We start from the raw sequence: 15948 nt of genomic DNA on the forward strand, positions 1-15948 counted from the left end.
AGAGAGGCGATGGAATTTCTGATCGAAGGCGAGGGGCCGACCCTGCTGCTGGCCCATGGGGCGGGCGCCGCGATGGACACGCCCTGGATGACCGCCCTGACCGCCGCGCTGACGGGCCATGGCCTGCGCGTGGCGCGGTTTGAATTCGCTTACATGGCCGGGCGCCGCACCGGCGGATCGAAACGCCCGCCGCCGAAGGTTGACCAGCTGCAGGAAGAATACCGGGCGGCCATCGCGGCGCTGGCGCCGGAGGGGCCACTTTTCATCGGCGGCAAGAGCATGGGCGGGCGTGTCGCCAGCCTGATTGCCGACAGCGCGGGCGTGGCGGGCCTCGTCTGCCTGGGCTATCCCTTCCACCCTCAGGGGCAGCCGGAGAAATTGCGCACCGAACATTTGGCGGACCTCGCGACGCCCACGCTGATCTGCCAGGGCACCCGCGATCCCTTTGGCACGGCGGAGGAGGTGGCAGGCTACGCCCTGTCCGACGCCATAGAGCTGCACTGGCTCGATGACGGCGACCACGATCTGAAGCCGCGCAAGCGGGAAACGGGCCGGACGCTCGACGATTACCTGGCCGAGACCGCGCAGTTCGTGGCGAACTGGATCAAGCACCAAGCCGGCTGAACGACCTCCCCGCACAGCGCCTGTGCGATGACCCCCGGTGGCGCGCCGCACGCCGCTGCCCTAGCTTGGCGCCCAAGGGCCCGGCGGCAGGCGCGGGGCAAACAGCCACGGAGGACACCCATGGAAGTCGGTCTGTACACATTCGGCGATGTCGGGCGGAACCCGGTCACAGGCGAGCAGGTGGATGCGCCCACCCGGCTGACCCGCCTGCTGGAAGAGATCCGGCTGGCGGACGAGCTGGGCCTCGACCTCTTCGGTCTGGGCGAACACCACCGTCCCAACTACGCCATCTCCAGCCCGGCCACGGTGCTGGCCGCCGCCGCCGCGCAGACCCGGCAGATCAAGCTCAGCAGCGCCGTGACCGTCCTCAGCTCCGAGGACCCGGTGCGTGTCTATCAGCAGTTCGCCACCATCGACGGCCTCTCCGGCGGGCGGGCCGAGATCATGGTCGGGCGCGGCAGCTTCATCGAGAGTTTCCCTCTCTTCGGCTATGATCTGCGCGATTACGACGACCTCTTTGAGGAGAAGCTGGCCATGCTGATGGCCCTGAACGAGGGCGAGAAACTCTCCTGGCAGGGCACGAAGCACACCCAGGCGGTGGAAAGCCTCGGCATCTACCCGCGCCCGGTGCACGACAAGCTGCCGATCTGGATCGCTGCCGGGGGCACGCCGCAGTCGATGGTGCGCGCGGGGGCCTATGGCGCGCCGCTGGCGCTCGCGATCATCGGAGGCCAGCCGCGCCGCTTCGCGCCCCTGGCGGATCTCTACCGTCGCGCTGCGGACCAGGCGGGCCACGCAGACAAGGCGCGCGTGTCGCTGAACGTGCACGGTTTCGTCCACGAGGACAGCCAGAAGGCCGCCGACATCTTCTTCCCGGCGCAGAAACAGGTGATGGACCAGATCGGCCGCGAACGCGGCTGGCCGCCGCAGAGCCGAGCGCAGTTCGATGCCTCGATCACGCCCGAGGGCGCCAATTTCGTCGGCAGCCCGGCACAGATCGTCGACAAGATCCTGGGCCTGAAGGAGGACCTGGGCTTCGACCGGGTGACCCTGCAGATGGCCATCGGCGTGATCGACCACGCCGAGATGCTGAAGGCGATCGAAACCGTGGGCACCAAGGTCCTGCCCGAGCTGCGCAAGGCGGGCTGAGGGGCGTCGCGCCCCTGTCCCTGTTCTACGGCTGGAAATGCTCCGGGGGTCCGGGGGCTGGCCCCCGGACCTCGCTCAGGTTCCGGGCGTCGCCTCGGCCTCCTGCAGGGGGAAGTCGAGGGTGATCCGCGTCCCGTCCGGGCCGGAGGCCAGGGCGAAGGTGCCGCCCAGCTGACGCGCCGAGGCCTCGATCACCTGCATCCCCAACCCCTGTTTCGCCGTGACGCCTTCCGGCAGGCCCACGCCGTTGTCGGCCAGGGTCAGCTTGCAGCGCCCCTCGACCGGCGGATCGACCCGGCAGGAGATCGTGCCGGCCTGGCCATCTGGGAAGGCATGCTTGATCGCGTTGGAGGCGAACTCGTTCAGGATTACCCCCAGGGCGGCGGCGACGCTCGGGTCCAGGTCCGCCGCCGGCCAGTCGGCGCTGAGGGTGATGTTGGGCGGAGCAGACTGGCCGATCAGGCGGCAGACCGACGGGCCGAAGCTGGCCAGCGAGATCGTCTCCGCCCGGTCGGCGCGGTACAGCTGTTCGTGCAGGGCCGCCACCGTCTCGATCCGGCGGCCGACCTGCAGCAGGGCCAGGCGGGTTTCCTCGTTCGAGGCGCTGCGCGCCTGCATCCGGGTCAGGGCCGACACCGACTGCAACGAGTTCTTCACCCGGTGGTCCACCTCGTGACGCATCAGCTCGGCCTTGGACAGGGCGCGCTTCAGCTCCATCTGGGCGATGACCTGGGCGGCCAGCACCCGCAGGGCATCGCGTTGCAGCGGCGTCAGGCGGTTGGGCTCGCGGTCGATCACGCACAGGGACCCGACGGGCGACCCTTCCTCGCTGCGCAGCACGACCCCGGCGTAGAACCGCAGGTGTTCGTCGCCCAGAACCAGCGGATTGTCGGCGGTGCGCGGGTCCTTGGTGGCGTCGGGCACCTCCAGGAAATCGTCGTCCTGCAGGATCGCATGGGCACAGATCGACTGCTCGCGCGGGGTGCTGTCGATGTCCAGGCCGTGGCGCGCCTTGAACCACTGCCGGTCTTCGTCGACCAAGCTGATCAGTGACACCGGCGTGCCGCAGAGCGCCGAGGCCAGTTTCACCACGTCATCGAAAGGCGCCTCGGGATCCGTGTCGAGGATCTCGAAGGAGCGCAGGATAGAGAGGCGGTGTGCCTCATCGGGATGCAGAGGGGGCTTCATCAGTCCATCCGTTCACGGGAAGAGAGCAGGAGCGCGTCGAAAAGCCTTAGCCTGCAAAGGCGCGTTTGCAAAATCTTTTATCCCCATACGGAGCAATTGACGTAAGGGAATGATGGCGCCGAAAGTCGAGTGTATACAGGTGGTTGCGTATGTTGTGCTTGAAAGGCCGTGGGCCCGGTCCGGGCGCCTGCCTCCTCAGGGCACCACGGATCGGCCTCGCTGACGGCCCCGACTACAGCCCCGGCCCCGCCAGTCGCCGGATCAGCCCGGCGGCATTGCGCACTCCGTATTTCTTCAGCAGGCGCGCGCGGACATCTTCGACCGTGCGGGGCGACAGCCCCAGGCGGCGCGCCATCTCCTTCGAGGTCTCGCCGCGTTCCAGCCCCGCCACCACGTCGCGTTCGCGCGGGGTCAGGCGGCTGTCCTCTGCCCGCGAAAGCGGCGCGAAACTCATCACCACGCTGGACAGGGGCGCCTCGGGCGTCTGCGTGCGGGCGCGGAACCGCACCCAGAAGGCGCCGGTTTCCGGGTGCCGCATCATGCGTTCGTCGGAATAGATGCCCGTTTCCGCCAGCGCGGCCAGGCCCACGTCACGGATCGTCTGGAACTCCTGGTCGGAGGAATAGAGGACGCGGAAACTCTGCCCCACAAGGGCCTCGCGCGTCCGGCCCACCATCCGGGCGAAGGGCAGGTTGCAGGCGCGGATCACCCGGTCCTGGGCCAGTACAAGGCCCATGGGGGCGTGATCCCAGGCCAGGCGTTCCATTGCGTCGAGAGGGGGCAGAGACATGCTGTTATACTATTTCACACCGTGGTTCTACGGTATTGAGACCGTAGCCCGTCCCGGCAAAAGCTGGAACCCATGACTGAGCCCCAAGTGAAAATGCGCCTGCACGAGGCGATCCTGGCCCGCCGCGACGAGTTGATCGCGTTGACCCAGGACCTGATCCGCATCCCGACCCTGAACCCGCCGGGGGAGAACTACCGGGAGATCTGCGACTACCTGGACCGCCGGCTGCGCGGCAAGGGGTTCGAGACCCAGCTGGTCCGCGCCGAGGGCGCCGTGGGCGACAGCGACAAGTATCCCCGCTGGAACATCGTGGCCCGCAAGGAGGGTGCGCGGTCCGGCGAATGCGTGCATTTCAACAGCCATATCGACGTGGTTGACGTGGGCCGCGGCTGGACGACCGACCCCTTCGGCGGAGAGCTGAAGGACGGCAAGATCTATGGCCGGGGCGCCTGCGACATGAAGGGGGGCCTCGCCGCCTCGATCATCGCGGCCGAGGCCTTCATCGACGTCTGCCCCGACTTCTCCGGTGCCATCGAGATCTCCGGCACGGCGGATGAGGAATCGGGCGGCTTCGGCGGTGTGGCCTACCTGGCGGAGAAGGGGTTCTACGCCAAGGTCGATCACGTCATCATCCCCGAGCCGCTGAACAAGGACCGCATCTGCCTGGGCCACCGTGGCGTCTGGTGGGCGGAGATCGAGACCCATGGCGAGATCGCCCATGGCTCGATGCCTTTCCTCGGCGATTGCGCCGTGCGCCACATGGGCGCCGTGCTGCACGAGATGGAGGAAAGCCTCTTCCCGGCCCTGGCCCAGAAGCGCACCGAGATGCCCGTGGTCCCCGAGGGTGCGAAGCAGTCGACGCTGAACATCAATTCGCTGCACGGCGGCCAGGCGGAAATCCCGCGCGACGCCAATGCGCTGCCCTCGCCTTGCGTCCCCGACAGCGCGCGGATGGTCATCGACCGCCGCTTCCTGATCGAGGAAAGCATCGACGAGGTCATCGGCGAGATGAAGACGGTGCTGGACAAGGTGAAGGGCGAGCGCCCGAACTTCAGCTACGAGATGCGCGAGATGATGCGCGTGCTGCCCACCATGACCGAGCGCGAGGCGCCGGTGGTGCAGTCGGTGACCCGTGCCATCCAGGACACCATGGGCACCGCGCCGCAATACGTGGTCAGCCCCGGCACCTACGACCAGAAGCATATCGACCGCATCGGCCGCCTGAAGAACTGCATCGCCTATGGCCCCGGCATCCTCGACCTGGCGCACAAGCCCGACGAATACGTCGGCGTCGACGACATGCTGCAATCGGCCGAGGTCATGGCGCTGTCGCTGGCCGACCTGCTGACCGGCTGAACGGATGGGCGCGGCGCGGCATAACTGGCCCCGGCGGCGGGCCCCGGCCCGCCGGTTGTCCGCCCATGCCTGTTCAGGTGCTTTCGCCGGAGACCGGGATATTGTCGATCAGCCGCACATCGCCCAGCCAGGCGGCGGCGAAGAGGCGCGTGGCGCCTGTCGCGTGGTCGCGGGCCTCCAGCGTGCTGGCCTCGCGCAGCTCCAGGTAGTCGATGGCGCCGAAGCCGGCCTCGGCCAGACGGGCGTGGGCCCCGGGCAGCAGATCGGTCAGCGCCGCGCCGTCGCGCAGGGCCGCGGCCATGTCGCGTATCACCGCGCCGAGGGACGGCGCCCGGGCGCGGGCCTCGGCATCCAGCCGCAGGTTGCGCGAGGACATGGCCAGACCGTCGGCCTCGCGCACCGTGGGACAGCCCACCACCTCGATCTCCATGTCCAGGTCGCGGGCCATGCGTCGCACGACCTGCAACTGCTGCCAGTCCTTGCGCCCGAAATAGGCGCGGTGCGCGGCAGTCTGCGCGAAGAGTTTCGCCACCACAGTCGCCATGCCGTCGAAATGGCCCGGCCGGTGCGCGCCACACAGGACCTGCGTCAGCCCCTCGACACTGACGGTGCTGGCGAAGCCCGACGGATAGACCTGGTCGCCATCCGGGACGTAGATCACGTCGACGCCGAAGGGGGCGAGCTTGGCGGCATCCTCGATCTCGGTGCGGGGGTAGTTCGCCAGGTCTTCGGGGCTGTTGAACTGGCGCGGGTTGACGAAGATCGTCACGATCACCCGGTCGCAATCGGCGCAGGCCGCGCGGACCAGCGACAGGTGCCCCTCGTGCAGGGCGCCCATGGTGGGCACGACGCCGATGACCTCGCCCCGGCGGCGCCAGGTACGGGTGCGGTCGCGCAAGCTGTCCAGGCGACGCAGGATCGTCCCTTCGCCCTCGGGCGGGGACATCGGTTCGGGCGCGGTCATGCTCTGCTCCTCCAACAGCACTCGGGCGGTTGGCGGGGTAACAATATTGCGCGCCCGGGTCCAGAGATTACAGAAGCCGTAAAGGCTTGACCCTGCCCCGGCAGGAGACAAGCATGCGGACACAACAGGGAAGGGCGCCGGAAAAGGCCCCGCAGAGACAGGAGTTGACCCCATGACCAACACGTTGAGAAGTGTGGCGAAGACAGCGGCGGCGGCCAGCGTGATCGCGCTGACGGCCGGCGCAGGGGCGGCGATGGCCCAGGACAGCCTGACGCTGGGCCTGCAGCTGGAACCGCCGCACATGGACCCGACCTCGGCCGCCGCGGGCGCCATCGACCAGGTGGTCTATGCCAACGTCTTCGAGGGGCTGACCCGCTTCGGCTCCGACGGGTCGGTGAACCCCGGCCTGGCGAAAAGCTGGGACATCTCCGAGGATGGTCTGACCTACACCTTCCACCTGGTGGAGGGCGCCAAGTTCCATGACGGCACCGATTTCGAGGCGACCGACGTGGTCTTCACCCTCGACCGCGCCCGCGCCGAGGACAGCGTGAATGCGCAGAAATCCCTCTTTGCCGGCATCGAAAGCGTCGAGGCGCTGGACCCGGCCACCGTGCAGGTGACCCTGTCGGCCCCCGACGGCATGTTCCTGTTCAAGATGGCCTGGGGGGACGCCGTGATCGTCGCGCCCGAGTCGATCGAGGACATCACAACCAACCCCGTGGGCACCGGCGCCTTCACCTTCGGCAACTGGGTGCAGGGCGATTCGATCACCCTGCAGAAGAACCCCGAGTACTGGGGCGAGCCGGCCATGCTGGACAGCGCCACCTTCAAGTTCATCTCGGACCCGACCGCGGCCTTTGCGGCGATGATGGCCGGCGACGTCGACGTCTTCGTGGCCTTCCCCGCGCCGGAAAACCTGCCGCAGTTCGACGCCGACCCGCGCTACAACGTGCTGATCGGCAACACCGAGGGCGAGACCATCGTGGCGATGAACAACGCCCGCCCGCCCTTCGACAACAAGATGGTGCGCGAGGCGGTGGCCCATGCCATCAACCGCCAGGACATCATCGACGGCGCCATGTTCGGCTACGGTACTCCGATCGGCACGTTCTTCGCCCCGCACAACCCTGACTACGTCGATCTGACTGAGATGTCGGCCTACGACCCCGAGGCCGCCAAGGCGCTGCTGGAAGAGGCGGGTGTCGAGCTGCCGCTGTCGGTCAAGATGACCCTGCCGCCGACCTCCTATGCCCGTCGCGGCGGCGAGATCGTGGCGGCGCAGCTGCGCGAGGTCGGCATCGAGGCGCAGATCGAGAACGTCGAATGGGCCCAGTGGCTGGAAAACACCTTCCGCAACGCCCATGACTACGACCTGACGATCATCAGCCACACCGAACCGATGGACATCGCCTCGCTGGCCGATCCGGACTACTACACCGGCTATGACAACTCCGCCTTCCGCGAGGTGATCGACCAGATCGCCGTGGAAAGCGATCCGGAGGTGCGTTCGGACCTGCTGGGCCAGGCCCAGACCATGCTGGCCGAGGACTATGTCGCGGGCTTCCTCTTCGAACTGCCGCTGCACACGGTTGCCAAGACCGGCGTCGAGGGCCTGTGGGTCAACATGCCGACCCAGGCCACCGACCTGACCGCCGTCTACTGGGACAACTGATCCCCTGTGATCATCTGCGGGGGCCACACGCATGTGGCCCCCGTTTCCATGTCCCGGCCGGGCCGCCCGTGGCCTGCGTCGCACCGCCTCCGGCGGGAGTATTTCAAACGAGATGAAGCCAGGGGTGCGGCGCTCCTTTTCATCTCGTTTCAAATACTTCCGGGGGTGCGGGGGCAGCGTCCCCGCGTCCCGACCTCAACAAGTGGACCGCTGAAAAGACATGCTGCGCTTTACGCTGACCCGGCTTCTTTCGCTCTGCCTCAGCCTGGCGGTGGCCTCGGTGGTGATCTTCGCCGCCATCGAGGTGCTGCCGGGCGATCCGGCCTCGATCATGCTGGGCGTCAACGCCCAGCCCGACACCCTGGCGGCCCTGCGGGCCGAGCTGGGGCTGGATCAGCCCATGGCGGCCCGCTACCTCGACTGGATCGGCGGACTGCTGCAGGGCGATTTCGGCATTTCCTACACCTACCGCACCCCGGTGGTGGAGATGATCGGGGACCGCCTGGCCGTGTCGCTGCCGCTGGCGCTGTTCTCGCTGGCGCTGACCGTCGTCATCGCCTTTCCGGTGGGGATCTGGGCCGCCGCCCGGCGCGGATCGGTGGCCGATGTCGCCATCATGGGGCTGACCCAGCTGGGCGTCGCCATCCCGAATTTCTGGTTCGCCATGCTGATGGTGCTGGTCTTTGCCATCAACCTGCAATGGTTCAGCGCCGGCGGCTTCGCCGGCTGGGATGCCGGGCTGTTCCCGGCGCTGAAATCGCTCACGTTGCCGGCCATCGCCCTGGCCCTGCCGCAGGCCTCGATCCTGGCGCGGGTCATGCGGTCCGCCCTGCTGGACACGCTGTCGGAGGACTTCATCCGCACCGCCCGCGCCAAGGGCCTGTCGCGGCGCGAGGCGCTGTGGCGCCATGCCCTGCGCAATGCGCTGATCCCGGTGCTGACGATCATCGGCATGCAGTTTTCCTTCCTGCTGGCGGGGGGCATCATCATCGAGAACGTCTTCTACCTGCCGGGCCTCGGCCGGCTGATCTTCCAGGCGATTTCGGCCCGTGACCTGATCGTGGTGGAAAGCGTGGTAATGCTGCTGGTCTTCGCCGTGATCGTCGTGAACTTCCTGGTCGAGCTGGCCTATGCCGCCGTCGACCCCCGACTGAGGGCCCGCTGATGTCCCATAGCCAAACCGACACCGCCGCCCCCACCGAACAGGGCACGCTGGCCGCCGCCCTGCGCAATCGCAACCTGATCCTGGGCGGCCTGCTGACCTTGGTCTTCCTGGGCGCGGCGCTGCTGAGTTTCCTCTGGGTGCCTTATGACGTCACCCAGATGGCGATCGCCAACAAGATCAAGCCACCCTATGCCGACCACCTGCTGGGCACCGATCATTACGGGCGCGATATCCTGTCGATGCTGATGGTGGGCGCGCGCACCTCCATCGCCGTGGCGGTTCTGGCCGTGGGCATCGGGATGGTCATCGGCGTGCCCCTCGGCCTCTGGGCCGCGGCCAAGCGCGGCTCACTGCTGGATGAGGTGATCATGCGTGGCAACGACCTGGTCTTCGCCTTCCCCAGCCTGGTCATCGCGGTGATGATCACGGCGGCCTTCGGCCCCTCGGCCACCAATGCCATCGTCGCCATCGGCATCTTCAACATCCCCGTCTTCGCCCGGATCACCCGCTCCGGCGCGCTGACCCTGTGGAACCGCGATTTCATCCTGGCCGCTCGCGTGGCCGGCAAGGGATCGGCGCGGATCAGTTTTGAACACATCCTGCCCAATGTGCTGAACCTGCTGATCGTGCAGGGCACCATCCAGTTCAGCCTAGGCATCCTGGCCGAGGCGGGCCTCAGCTACGTGGGCCTGGGCGCGCAGCCCCCCACGCCCAGCTGGGGCCGGATGCTGGCCGACAGCCAGACCTTCATCAGCTTCGCCCCGCACATGGCTCTGTTCCCGGGGCTGGCAATCCTGCTGACCGTGCTGGGCCTGAACCTGATGGGCGACGGGCTGCGCGACCTCTTCGATCCCAAGCTGCGGAGGGGCCGCACATGAGCCTTTTGGACGTTCGCAATCTGTCGCTGGCCATCCACGGCACGCCGATCCTGCACGACGTCTCCCTGACGCTGGAGGCGGGCCGCATCCTGGGCGTGATCGGCGAAAGCGGTTCGGGCAAGTCGATGACCGCCTTTTCCACCATGCAGTTGCTGCCGCAGGGGGCCGAACCGACCGGGCAAATCCTGCTCGACGGGCAGGACATCCTGACCCGGACCGAACGCGACATGTGTTCCGTGCGCGGGCGCGAGATCGGCATGGTCTTCCAGGAGCCGATGACGGCGTTGAACCCGCTGAAGCGGATCGGCGACCAGGTGGCCGAAACGATCACCCAGCACGAACGGGTCCCCCGCCGCGCCGCGATGGAACGGGCGGCTGATGCCCTGCGCCGGGCCGAACTGCCCCCCGAGAAATTCCCCATGTCTCGCTTCCCGCATGAGCTGTCGGGCGGCCAGCGCCAGCGGGTCGTCATCGCCATGGCCATCGCCCTGCGCCCGCGCCTGCTGATCGCGGATGAACCCACGACCGCGCTGGACGTCACCACCCAGGCCCAGATCCTCGCCCTGCTGAAGAAGCTGGTGCGCGAGGAAGGCATGGGGCTGATGATGATCTCGCATGACCTCGCCGTGGTGGCCGACATGGCCGATGAGATCGCGATCATGCAGAAGGGCAGGGTGGTCGAAACCGGCCCGGCCGAGACGCTCTTCTGCGAGATGCGGCATCCCTATTCCAAGGCCCTGCTGGCGGCCTCCACCCATGCGCCGGAACGCGGTTCGGAGGTGGCGGAGACGCCCCTTCTGGAGGTGCGCAAGGTGCGCCGCAGCTATGCCCTGCCGGCCAAGACGCCCTTCGGCGCGCGGCGCGAGATCGAGGCGGTGAAGGGCGTCTCCTTCACCCTGAAGCGCGGCGAAAGCCTCGGGCTGGTGGGCGAATCGGGTTGCGGCAAGTCCACCCTGACCCGCGCGATTCTGGGGCTGGAAGAGGTCCAGTCGGGAGAGATCGCGCTCGCGGGTGCCCCGGTCTTCACCGGGCACAAGCCCAACCCGGAGGTGCGGCGCAAGATGCAGGTGGTCTTCCAGGACCCCTATGGCAGCTTCAACCCGCGTCACAGGGTGGCCCGCCTGGTGGCCGAACCCTTCCACCTGCTGCCCGACACGCCCCGGGCGGAGCGTGACAGCGCCGTGGCCGAGGCGCTGGAGGCCGTGGGACTGTCGGCCGCCGACGGCGCCAAGTACATCCACGAGTTCTCCGGCGGGCAACGTCAGCGGATCGCCATCGCCCGCGCCCTGATCACCCGGCCCGAGCTGATCCTGCTGGACGAGGCGGTCAGCGCGCTGGACGTGCAGGTCCGGGCGCAGATCCTCGACCTGCTGGCGGATCTGTCGGATCGCTTCGGCCTCAGCTACCTCTTCATCTCGCACGACCTGTCGGTGGTACGTTCGATCACTGATCGGGTCCTGGTGATGAAGTCCGGCGAGATCGTCGAGGAGGGGCCGACCGAACAGGTCTTCGACAGCCCGCAGCACCCCTATACTCAGGCGCTGGTGGCCGCGGCCCCGGTGCTGCCCGACGACGTGGCGGCCTGATCAGGACTGCCTGATCGGGGCCGCCTGACCGGGACGGCCTGAGGCGGGCCCCGCCTACCCGAGCGTCGGCGCGACCGGATGACGCCGCGGCGGGGCATTGGCATTTCGGGGCGTCCGGTGCAGAAGGGCGCCCCCAAGTCCCCCACCGATTCGTCCAGGTCCGCCTTTCATGTCCGCGCAACGCAAGACCGCCCTTCTGGCCGCTGTCCTCATGTCGGGGATCATGTCCTTCTGCCTGTCCGGTTTCCTAAGCTGGCTGCCGCGCGGCTTCACCGCTGACTGGCCCGGCGCCTGGATGCGCAGTTGGCTGACCGCCTGGCCGCTGGCCTGTGCGCTGGTGATCGTTCTGGGGCCGCGTGTCGGCGGGGTCTCGGCCCGTCTGGTGGCGCGTTACAGCCCGGAGTGACGGCGCGCCCCGGCTGATCCCGGGCGCCCGCCCGTCCCCATACGTTGGCCGGAAATACTCCGGGGGATGCGCCGTCCAGGCGCCGGGGGCAGCGCCCCCTCCGGCGTCGCCGCGCAGGCCCCCATGCAGGCCCCCATATCGCATCCCTTGATATCGCCCATCACCGCAATACCCTTTCATGCCATCCGTACATGGGGTATGCACCCCCGTCCCTATTGAAAGGAGTCATCCATTATGGGCTATAAGGTCGTCGTCGCAGGCGCCACGGGCAACGTGGGCCGCGAAATGCTGAACATCCTGGCCGAGCGCCACTTCCCGGTGGACGAGATTGCCGTGCTCGCATCCCGGAAGTCGCTGGGCACCGAGGTGAGCTTTGGCGACAAGACCCTCAAGACCCAGGATCTGGATACCTTCGATTTCACCGGCTGGGACATCGCGCTCTTCGCCGTGGGCTCCGGCCCGACGGAGAAGTACGCCCCCAAGGCCGCGGCCTCGGGCTGCATCGTGATCGACAACTCCTCGCTCTACCGCTACGACCCGGACATCCCGCTGGTCGTGCCGGAAGTGAACCCCGAGGCGGTCGACGGCTACGCCAAGAAGAACATCATCGCCAACCCCAACTGCTCCACCGCGCAGATGGTCGTGGCGCTGAAGCCGCTGCATGATCGCGCCAAGATCAAGCGCGTCGTCGTCTCCACCTACCAGGCCGTTTCCGGCTCGGGCAAGGATGCCATCGACGAGCTCTGGGATCAGACCAAGTCGATCTACAACCCGACCGACGACTACGAAGCCAAGGTCTACCCCAAGCAGATCGCATTCAACGTGATCCCGCATATCGACAAGTTCCTCGACAGCGGCGACACCAAGGAAGAATGGAAGATGGTCACGGAGACGAAGAAGATCGTCGATCCGTCGATCAAGGTCACCGCGACCTGCGTGCGCGTGCCGGTCTTCGTCGGCCACTCGGAATCGATCAACATCGAGTTCGAGGACTTCCTCGACGAGGACGAGGCCCGTGACATCCTGCGCGAGGCGCCGGGCATCATGGTGATCGACAAGCGCGAGGACGGTGGCTACGTCACCCCCATCGAATGCGTCGGCGATTTCGCCACCTTCATCAGCCGCATCCGTCAGGACGTGACCGTCGAGAATGGCATCAACCTGTGGTGCGTCTCGGACAACCTGCGCAAGGGCGCGGCCCTGAACGCCGTGCAGATCGCCGAGACCCTGGGCAAGCGCGTGCTGCAGAAGGGCTGACGCCCCGCCTGACGGCCCCAGATTTCCAAAGCGGCGTCCCCTGCGAAGGGGGCGCCGTTCTGCTTTTGGCGGCGTGCCGAAACCCGCCCATCACCGCTGGTAACGCAAAACGTCACTTGGCCTTTCCGGCGCGCTCATGTCCTCTGGGGAAAAGACCACCCGGAGGAGAGCCGATGACCACCCGCCCCCTGTTTGCCCGTTCCCCCTTTGCCCGCCCCCTCACCGCGCGGACCACCAGCGCCCTGGCCCTGGCCGCCGCCCTGGCGGGCAGCGCCGCCATGGCCGACAGCTTTGACGCCGACAGCGCCGTGACCGAGGCGGTGCTCTACCCCCAAGGCGCCACGCTGACGCGGGAGGCCGCCTTCGACCTGCCCGCCGGGCGGCACACCCTGGTGCTGACCGACATGCCGCTGATCGAGCTGGACAGCCTGCGCCTGGCGGCCGAGGGGCTGACCATCGGCACCCTGTCCTACCGCGACCGCCAGGTGCCCCCGTCGGGCGCCGAGGAGCCGGCCGAGATCGCCGCGGCCCGCGACCGGATCGAGGAGATAGAGGACCGGATCCAGGCGGTCGAGGACCGCGCCCGGGCGGCCGAACTGGAAGCCGAAGCAAGCCGCGACCGCATCGCCTTCCTCACCGGGCTGGGCGGATCCGACGCCGCCGGCGGCGCCGATCGGGACCGGTTGCAGATGCTGCTGGAACTGGTGGGAGAGGAGGGTCTTGCCGCCCGCCGCGCCGCCCGCGAGGCGGACCTGCGGGCCCGCGAGATCCGCGAGGAGAAGACCCCGCTGGAAGAGGATCTGGCCGAGGCCGAGGCCGCCCTGGATGCGCTGCTGACCGCCTCCGGGGACGAAAGCGTTCTGGCGGTGGAGGTCATCGCCGAGGCCCCGGTTTCCGGCGTGCTGACCCTGCACTACACCAGCTGGGAGGCTTCCTGGTATCCCGCCTATGACCTGCATCTGCAGACGGGCGAGACGCCGGCGCTGCAGGTCCGCCGTGGCGCCTACCTCAGCCAGGCCACCGGCGAGGACTGGTCGGAGGTGGCGGTGACCCTCTCGACCGCGCGCCCCTCGGGGCGGATCGCGCCCAGCGGGATCTCGGGGCAACTGTTGCGCATCGTCGACCCGGAAGCACCGCAACCCAAGGCGCCGGAGCTCTTCTCCCGCGCGGCTGGCGCCGACATGGCGATGGCCCCCATGGCTGAGCCGGTGATGGAGGAAGCGCAGGCCGGTTTCGACGGGATCAACGTGACCTATGCCGCGCCGCAGCCCGTCAGCCTGGCCAATGGCGCCGATGCCGCCAAGATCGAGCTGGGCCGGCTGGAGATGACCCCGGAGGTCTTCGCCCGTGCGGTGCCGCTTTACGATCCGTCGGCCTACCTCGTGGCGCAGTTGACCAACGACAGCGGCGAGATGCTGCTGCCCGGCCCGGCGCAGCTGTTCCGCGATGGCACCTATGTCGGGCGCACGCATCTCGACATGCTGCCGGTGGACGAGGAGGTCGAATGGGCCTTCGGTCCCATCGACGGGCTGCGCGTCACCCGCCGGCTGGACGACCGGATGGAAGGTGACCGGGGCGTCATCCGCCGCGCCAACGACCGCCGCGAGGCAGTGACGATCACGGCCGAGAACCGCACCGATCAGGCCTGGGATCTGCGCCTGCTGGACCGCGTGCCCTATTCCGAGCAGGAGGACCTGGATATCGCCTGGGAGGCCACGCCGATGCCCGACGTGCAGGATTTCGACGACCGGCGCGGGGTGCTGGAATGGCAGTTCGAGCTGGCGCCGGGGGCCGAGCAGGAGATCGCCCTGTCGCACGAGGTGACCTGGCCCGAGGACATGGTCCTGCGCTGAACCGTGCGTCCTGGCGCCTCCCGGCCCTCATAGGGGCGCGGGTGGCGCCGGGCCGACCCCCGGCTGCCAGCGAGGAAACCGGGGGTCCATTTATGCGCGGTTTTCGGCATTGCTGCCTGTCCCGCAGAGCCGAGACTGCGCTGGCAGGGTTAACTTTCCATTGAAATGACTGGGCGGGCACGGGCCATCGGCTATGCGCGTCCCGGCGTTTCCTTGCCAAAAAATATCCCCGCCGGAGGCATCCGACGGGGCCATTTGGTTCAGGCTGTGCCGCGGCGCCTATCGGCGCCGTGGCCGGATCAGATCACGGCGAAGCTGTCTTCGCTGGGCAGATACTGTTCCAGGGTGCCGTTGCCGATGTCGTGCCACAGCCCGTGCACCGACAGGTCGCCCGATTCCACGCGGTCGCGCAAGAAGGGGAAGGTCATCAGGTTCTCCAGCGAGATCAGCACCGCCTGGCGTTCCAGCGCATCACGCTGCGCCTGCTCGCCCTCGATGTCCTTCACCCGCTCGTAGCCCGGGCGCAGCAGATCCATCCAGCGACCGACGAAGGAGGATTTCTCGTCCAGCTCGGGCGCCTGGCCGGAACACATGGCATGGCACCCGGCGACACCCCCGCAGGAGCTGTGGCCCATGACGATCAGATGCGCCACCTTCAGCGCCGTCACGGCGTATTCCACTGCCGCCGAGGTGCCGTGCTGGTTGCCGTCGGGTTCGTAGGGCGGGACCAGGTTGGCGATGTTGCGGTGAATGAAGAACTCCCCCTGGTCGGCGCCGAAGAGAGAGGTCACATGCACGCGGCTGTCGCAGCAGGAAATGATCATGGTCTTCGGGCGCTGGCCTTCGTCGGCCAGGCGTTTGTACCACGACTTGTTCTCCGTATAGGTCGTCGCTTTCCAGCCATGGTAGCGCTGGACCAGCAGCGAGGGCAGGGGCTTGGCTCTGTGCATGAACGACTCCTAAGGATGCTATACGTGACGGTCGTTATAATCTTCTGCCGCCCCACGGCAAATGGGAATGGGCGTTCTGACGGGGGCGGATGGGCACCTGGCTGGCCTGA

14 protein-coding genes are annotated in these 15948 nt (G+C 67.8%); 10 read left to right on the forward strand and 4 right to left on the reverse strand.

The window, feature by feature from the left end:
* Nucleotides 1-9: 9 nt before the first annotated feature.
* Both LC066_RS08320 and LC066_RS08325 read left to right on the forward strand, forming a co-directional pair.
* On the forward strand, nucleotides 10-624 hold the full coding sequence (locus LC066_RS08320; RefSeq protein ID WP_224897902.1) for an alpha/beta family hydrolase: 615 nt from the start codon (nucleotides 10-12) through the stop codon (nucleotides 622-624).
* A 120-nt stretch (nucleotides 625-744) separates the two neighbouring features.
* Complete coding sequence (locus LC066_RS08325; protein ID WP_224897904.1) at nucleotides 745-1773, forward strand: LLM class flavin-dependent oxidoreductase; 1029 nt, start codon at nucleotides 745-747, stop codon at nucleotides 1771-1773.
* A 75-nt stretch (nucleotides 1774-1848) separates the two neighbouring features.
* On the opposite strand, the gene LC066_RS08330 is transcribed toward LC066_RS08325, so the two are convergent.
* The gene (locus tag LC066_RS08330; RefSeq protein ID WP_224897906.1) at nucleotides 1849-2961 is read right to left on the reverse strand and encodes a sensor histidine kinase; all 1113 of its coding nucleotides are present in this window, start codon (nucleotides 2959-2961) and stop codon (nucleotides 1849-1851) included.
* 232 nt (nucleotides 2962-3193) lie between these two features.
* The gene (locus LC066_RS08335) at nucleotides 3194-3751 is read right to left on the reverse strand and encodes a PAS and helix-turn-helix domain-containing protein (RefSeq protein ID WP_224897908.1); all 558 of its coding nucleotides are present in this window, start codon (nucleotides 3749-3751) and stop codon (nucleotides 3194-3196) included.
* Between the two features lie 72 nt (nucleotides 3752-3823).
* On the opposite strand from LC066_RS08335, the gene LC066_RS08340 reads away from it, so the two are divergent.
* Entirely contained in the window at nucleotides 3824-5107 is a 1284-nt protein-coding gene (locus LC066_RS08340; RefSeq protein ID WP_224897910.1) for an acetylornithine deacetylase/succinyl-diaminopimelate desuccinylase family protein, read from the forward strand.
* Between the two features lie 73 nt (nucleotides 5108-5180).
* Here LC066_RS08340 and panC read toward each other — a convergent pair whose 3' ends face one another.
* On the reverse strand, nucleotides 5181-6071 hold the full coding sequence (panC, locus tag LC066_RS08345) for a pantoate--beta-alanine ligase (RefSeq protein ID WP_224897912.1): 891 nt from the start codon (nucleotides 6069-6071) through the stop codon (nucleotides 5181-5183).
* A gap of 172 nt (nucleotides 6072-6243) precedes the next feature.
* Between panC and LC066_RS08350 the strand changes: the two genes are divergently transcribed.
* The 7 genes from LC066_RS08350 to LC066_RS08380 all read left to right on the forward strand — a co-directional run bounded on the left by LC066_RS08350 (nucleotide 6244) and on the right by LC066_RS08380 (nucleotide 14888).
* Nucleotides 6244-7743, forward strand: coding sequence for an ABC transporter substrate-binding protein (locus LC066_RS08350; protein WP_224897914.1), 1500 nt, complete (start codon nucleotides 6244-6246; stop codon nucleotides 7741-7743).
* 220 nt (nucleotides 7744-7963) lie between these two features.
* On the forward strand, nucleotides 7964-8908 hold the full coding sequence (locus LC066_RS08355; protein ID WP_224897917.1) for an ABC transporter permease: 945 nt from the start codon (nucleotides 7964-7966) through the stop codon (nucleotides 8906-8908).
* The gene (locus LC066_RS08360; protein WP_224897919.1) at nucleotides 8908-9786 is read left to right on the forward strand and encodes an ABC transporter permease; all 879 of its coding nucleotides are present in this window, start codon (nucleotides 8908-8910) and stop codon (nucleotides 9784-9786) included. Before LC066_RS08355 ends, LC066_RS08360 begins: the two co-directional genes overlap by 1 nt.
* On the forward strand, nucleotides 9783-11372 hold the full coding sequence (locus tag LC066_RS08365) for an ABC transporter ATP-binding protein (RefSeq protein WP_224897921.1): 1590 nt from the start codon (nucleotides 9783-9785) through the stop codon (nucleotides 11370-11372). Before LC066_RS08360 ends, LC066_RS08365 begins: the two co-directional genes overlap by 4 nt.
* 169 nt (nucleotides 11373-11541) lie before the next feature.
* Complete coding sequence (locus tag LC066_RS08370; protein ID WP_222477484.1) at nucleotides 11542-11778, forward strand: DUF2798 domain-containing protein; 237 nt, start codon at nucleotides 11542-11544, stop codon at nucleotides 11776-11778.
* A 234-nt stretch (nucleotides 11779-12012) separates the two neighbouring features.
* A complete protein-coding gene (locus LC066_RS08375; RefSeq protein WP_224897923.1) occupies nucleotides 12013-13035 on the forward strand; it encodes an aspartate-semialdehyde dehydrogenase in 1023 nt (340 codons plus the stop codon).
* A gap of 173 nt (nucleotides 13036-13208) precedes the next feature.
* On the forward strand, nucleotides 13209-14888 hold the full coding sequence (locus LC066_RS08380; protein ID WP_263625022.1) for a DUF4139 domain-containing protein: 1680 nt from the start codon (nucleotides 13209-13211) through the stop codon (nucleotides 14886-14888).
* Nucleotides 14889-15187: 299 nt separating this feature from the next.
* On the opposite strand, the gene LC066_RS08385 is transcribed toward LC066_RS08380, so the two are convergent.
* The gene (locus LC066_RS08385) at nucleotides 15188-15838 is read right to left on the reverse strand and encodes a carbonic anhydrase (RefSeq protein WP_222477488.1); all 651 of its coding nucleotides are present in this window, start codon (nucleotides 15836-15838) and stop codon (nucleotides 15188-15190) included.
* Nucleotides 15839-15948: the final 110 nt, after the last annotated feature.

Source organism: Pseudooceanicola marinus (assembly GCF_020177265.1).
GTDB lineage: Bacteria > Pseudomonadota > Alphaproteobacteria > Rhodobacterales > Rhodobacteraceae > Pseudooceanicola > Pseudooceanicola marinus_A.

Bases quoted from the DNA above. Each gene is read 5' to 3' on its own strand.
- LC066_RS08320 (WP_224897902.1), top strand. From the start codon at position 10: ATGGAATTTCTGATCGAAGGCGAGGGGCCGACCCTGCTGCTGGCCCAT.
- LC066_RS08325 (WP_224897904.1), top strand. From the start codon at position 745: ATGGAAGTCGGTCTGTACACATTCGGCGATGTCGGGCGGAACCCGGTC.
- LC066_RS08330 (WP_224897906.1), bottom strand. From the start codon at position 2,961: ATGAAGCCCCCTCTGCATCCCGATGAGGCACACCGCCTCTCTATCCTG.
- LC066_RS08335 (WP_224897908.1), bottom strand. From the start codon at position 3,751: ATGTCTCTGCCCCCTCTCGACGCAATGGAACGCCTGGCCTGGGATCAC.
- LC066_RS08340 (WP_224897910.1), top strand. From the start codon at position 3,824: ATGACTGAGCCCCAAGTGAAAATGCGCCTGCACGAGGCGATCCTGGCC.
- panC (WP_224897912.1), bottom strand. From the start codon at position 6,071: ATGACCGCGCCCGAACCGATGTCCCCGCCCGAGGGCGAAGGGACGATC.
- LC066_RS08350 (WP_224897914.1), top strand. From the start codon at position 6,244: ATGACCAACACGTTGAGAAGTGTGGCGAAGACAGCGGCGGCGGCCAGC.
- LC066_RS08355 (WP_224897917.1), top strand. From the start codon at position 7,964: ATGCTGCGCTTTACGCTGACCCGGCTTCTTTCGCTCTGCCTCAGCCTG.
- LC066_RS08360 (WP_224897919.1), top strand. From the start codon at position 8,908: ATGTCCCATAGCCAAACCGACACCGCCGCCCCCACCGAACAGGGCACG.
- LC066_RS08365 (WP_224897921.1), top strand. From the start codon at position 9,783: ATGAGCCTTTTGGACGTTCGCAATCTGTCGCTGGCCATCCACGGCACG.
- LC066_RS08370 (WP_222477484.1), top strand. From the start codon at position 11,542: ATGTCCGCGCAACGCAAGACCGCCCTTCTGGCCGCTGTCCTCATGTCG.
- LC066_RS08375 (WP_224897923.1), top strand. From the start codon at position 12,013: ATGGGCTATAAGGTCGTCGTCGCAGGCGCCACGGGCAACGTGGGCCGC.
- LC066_RS08380 (WP_263625022.1), top strand. From the start codon at position 13,209: ATGACCACCCGCCCCCTGTTTGCCCGTTCCCCCTTTGCCCGCCCCCTC.
- LC066_RS08385 (WP_222477488.1), bottom strand. From the start codon at position 15,838: ATGCACAGAGCCAAGCCCCTGCCCTCGCTGCTGGTCCAGCGCTACCAT.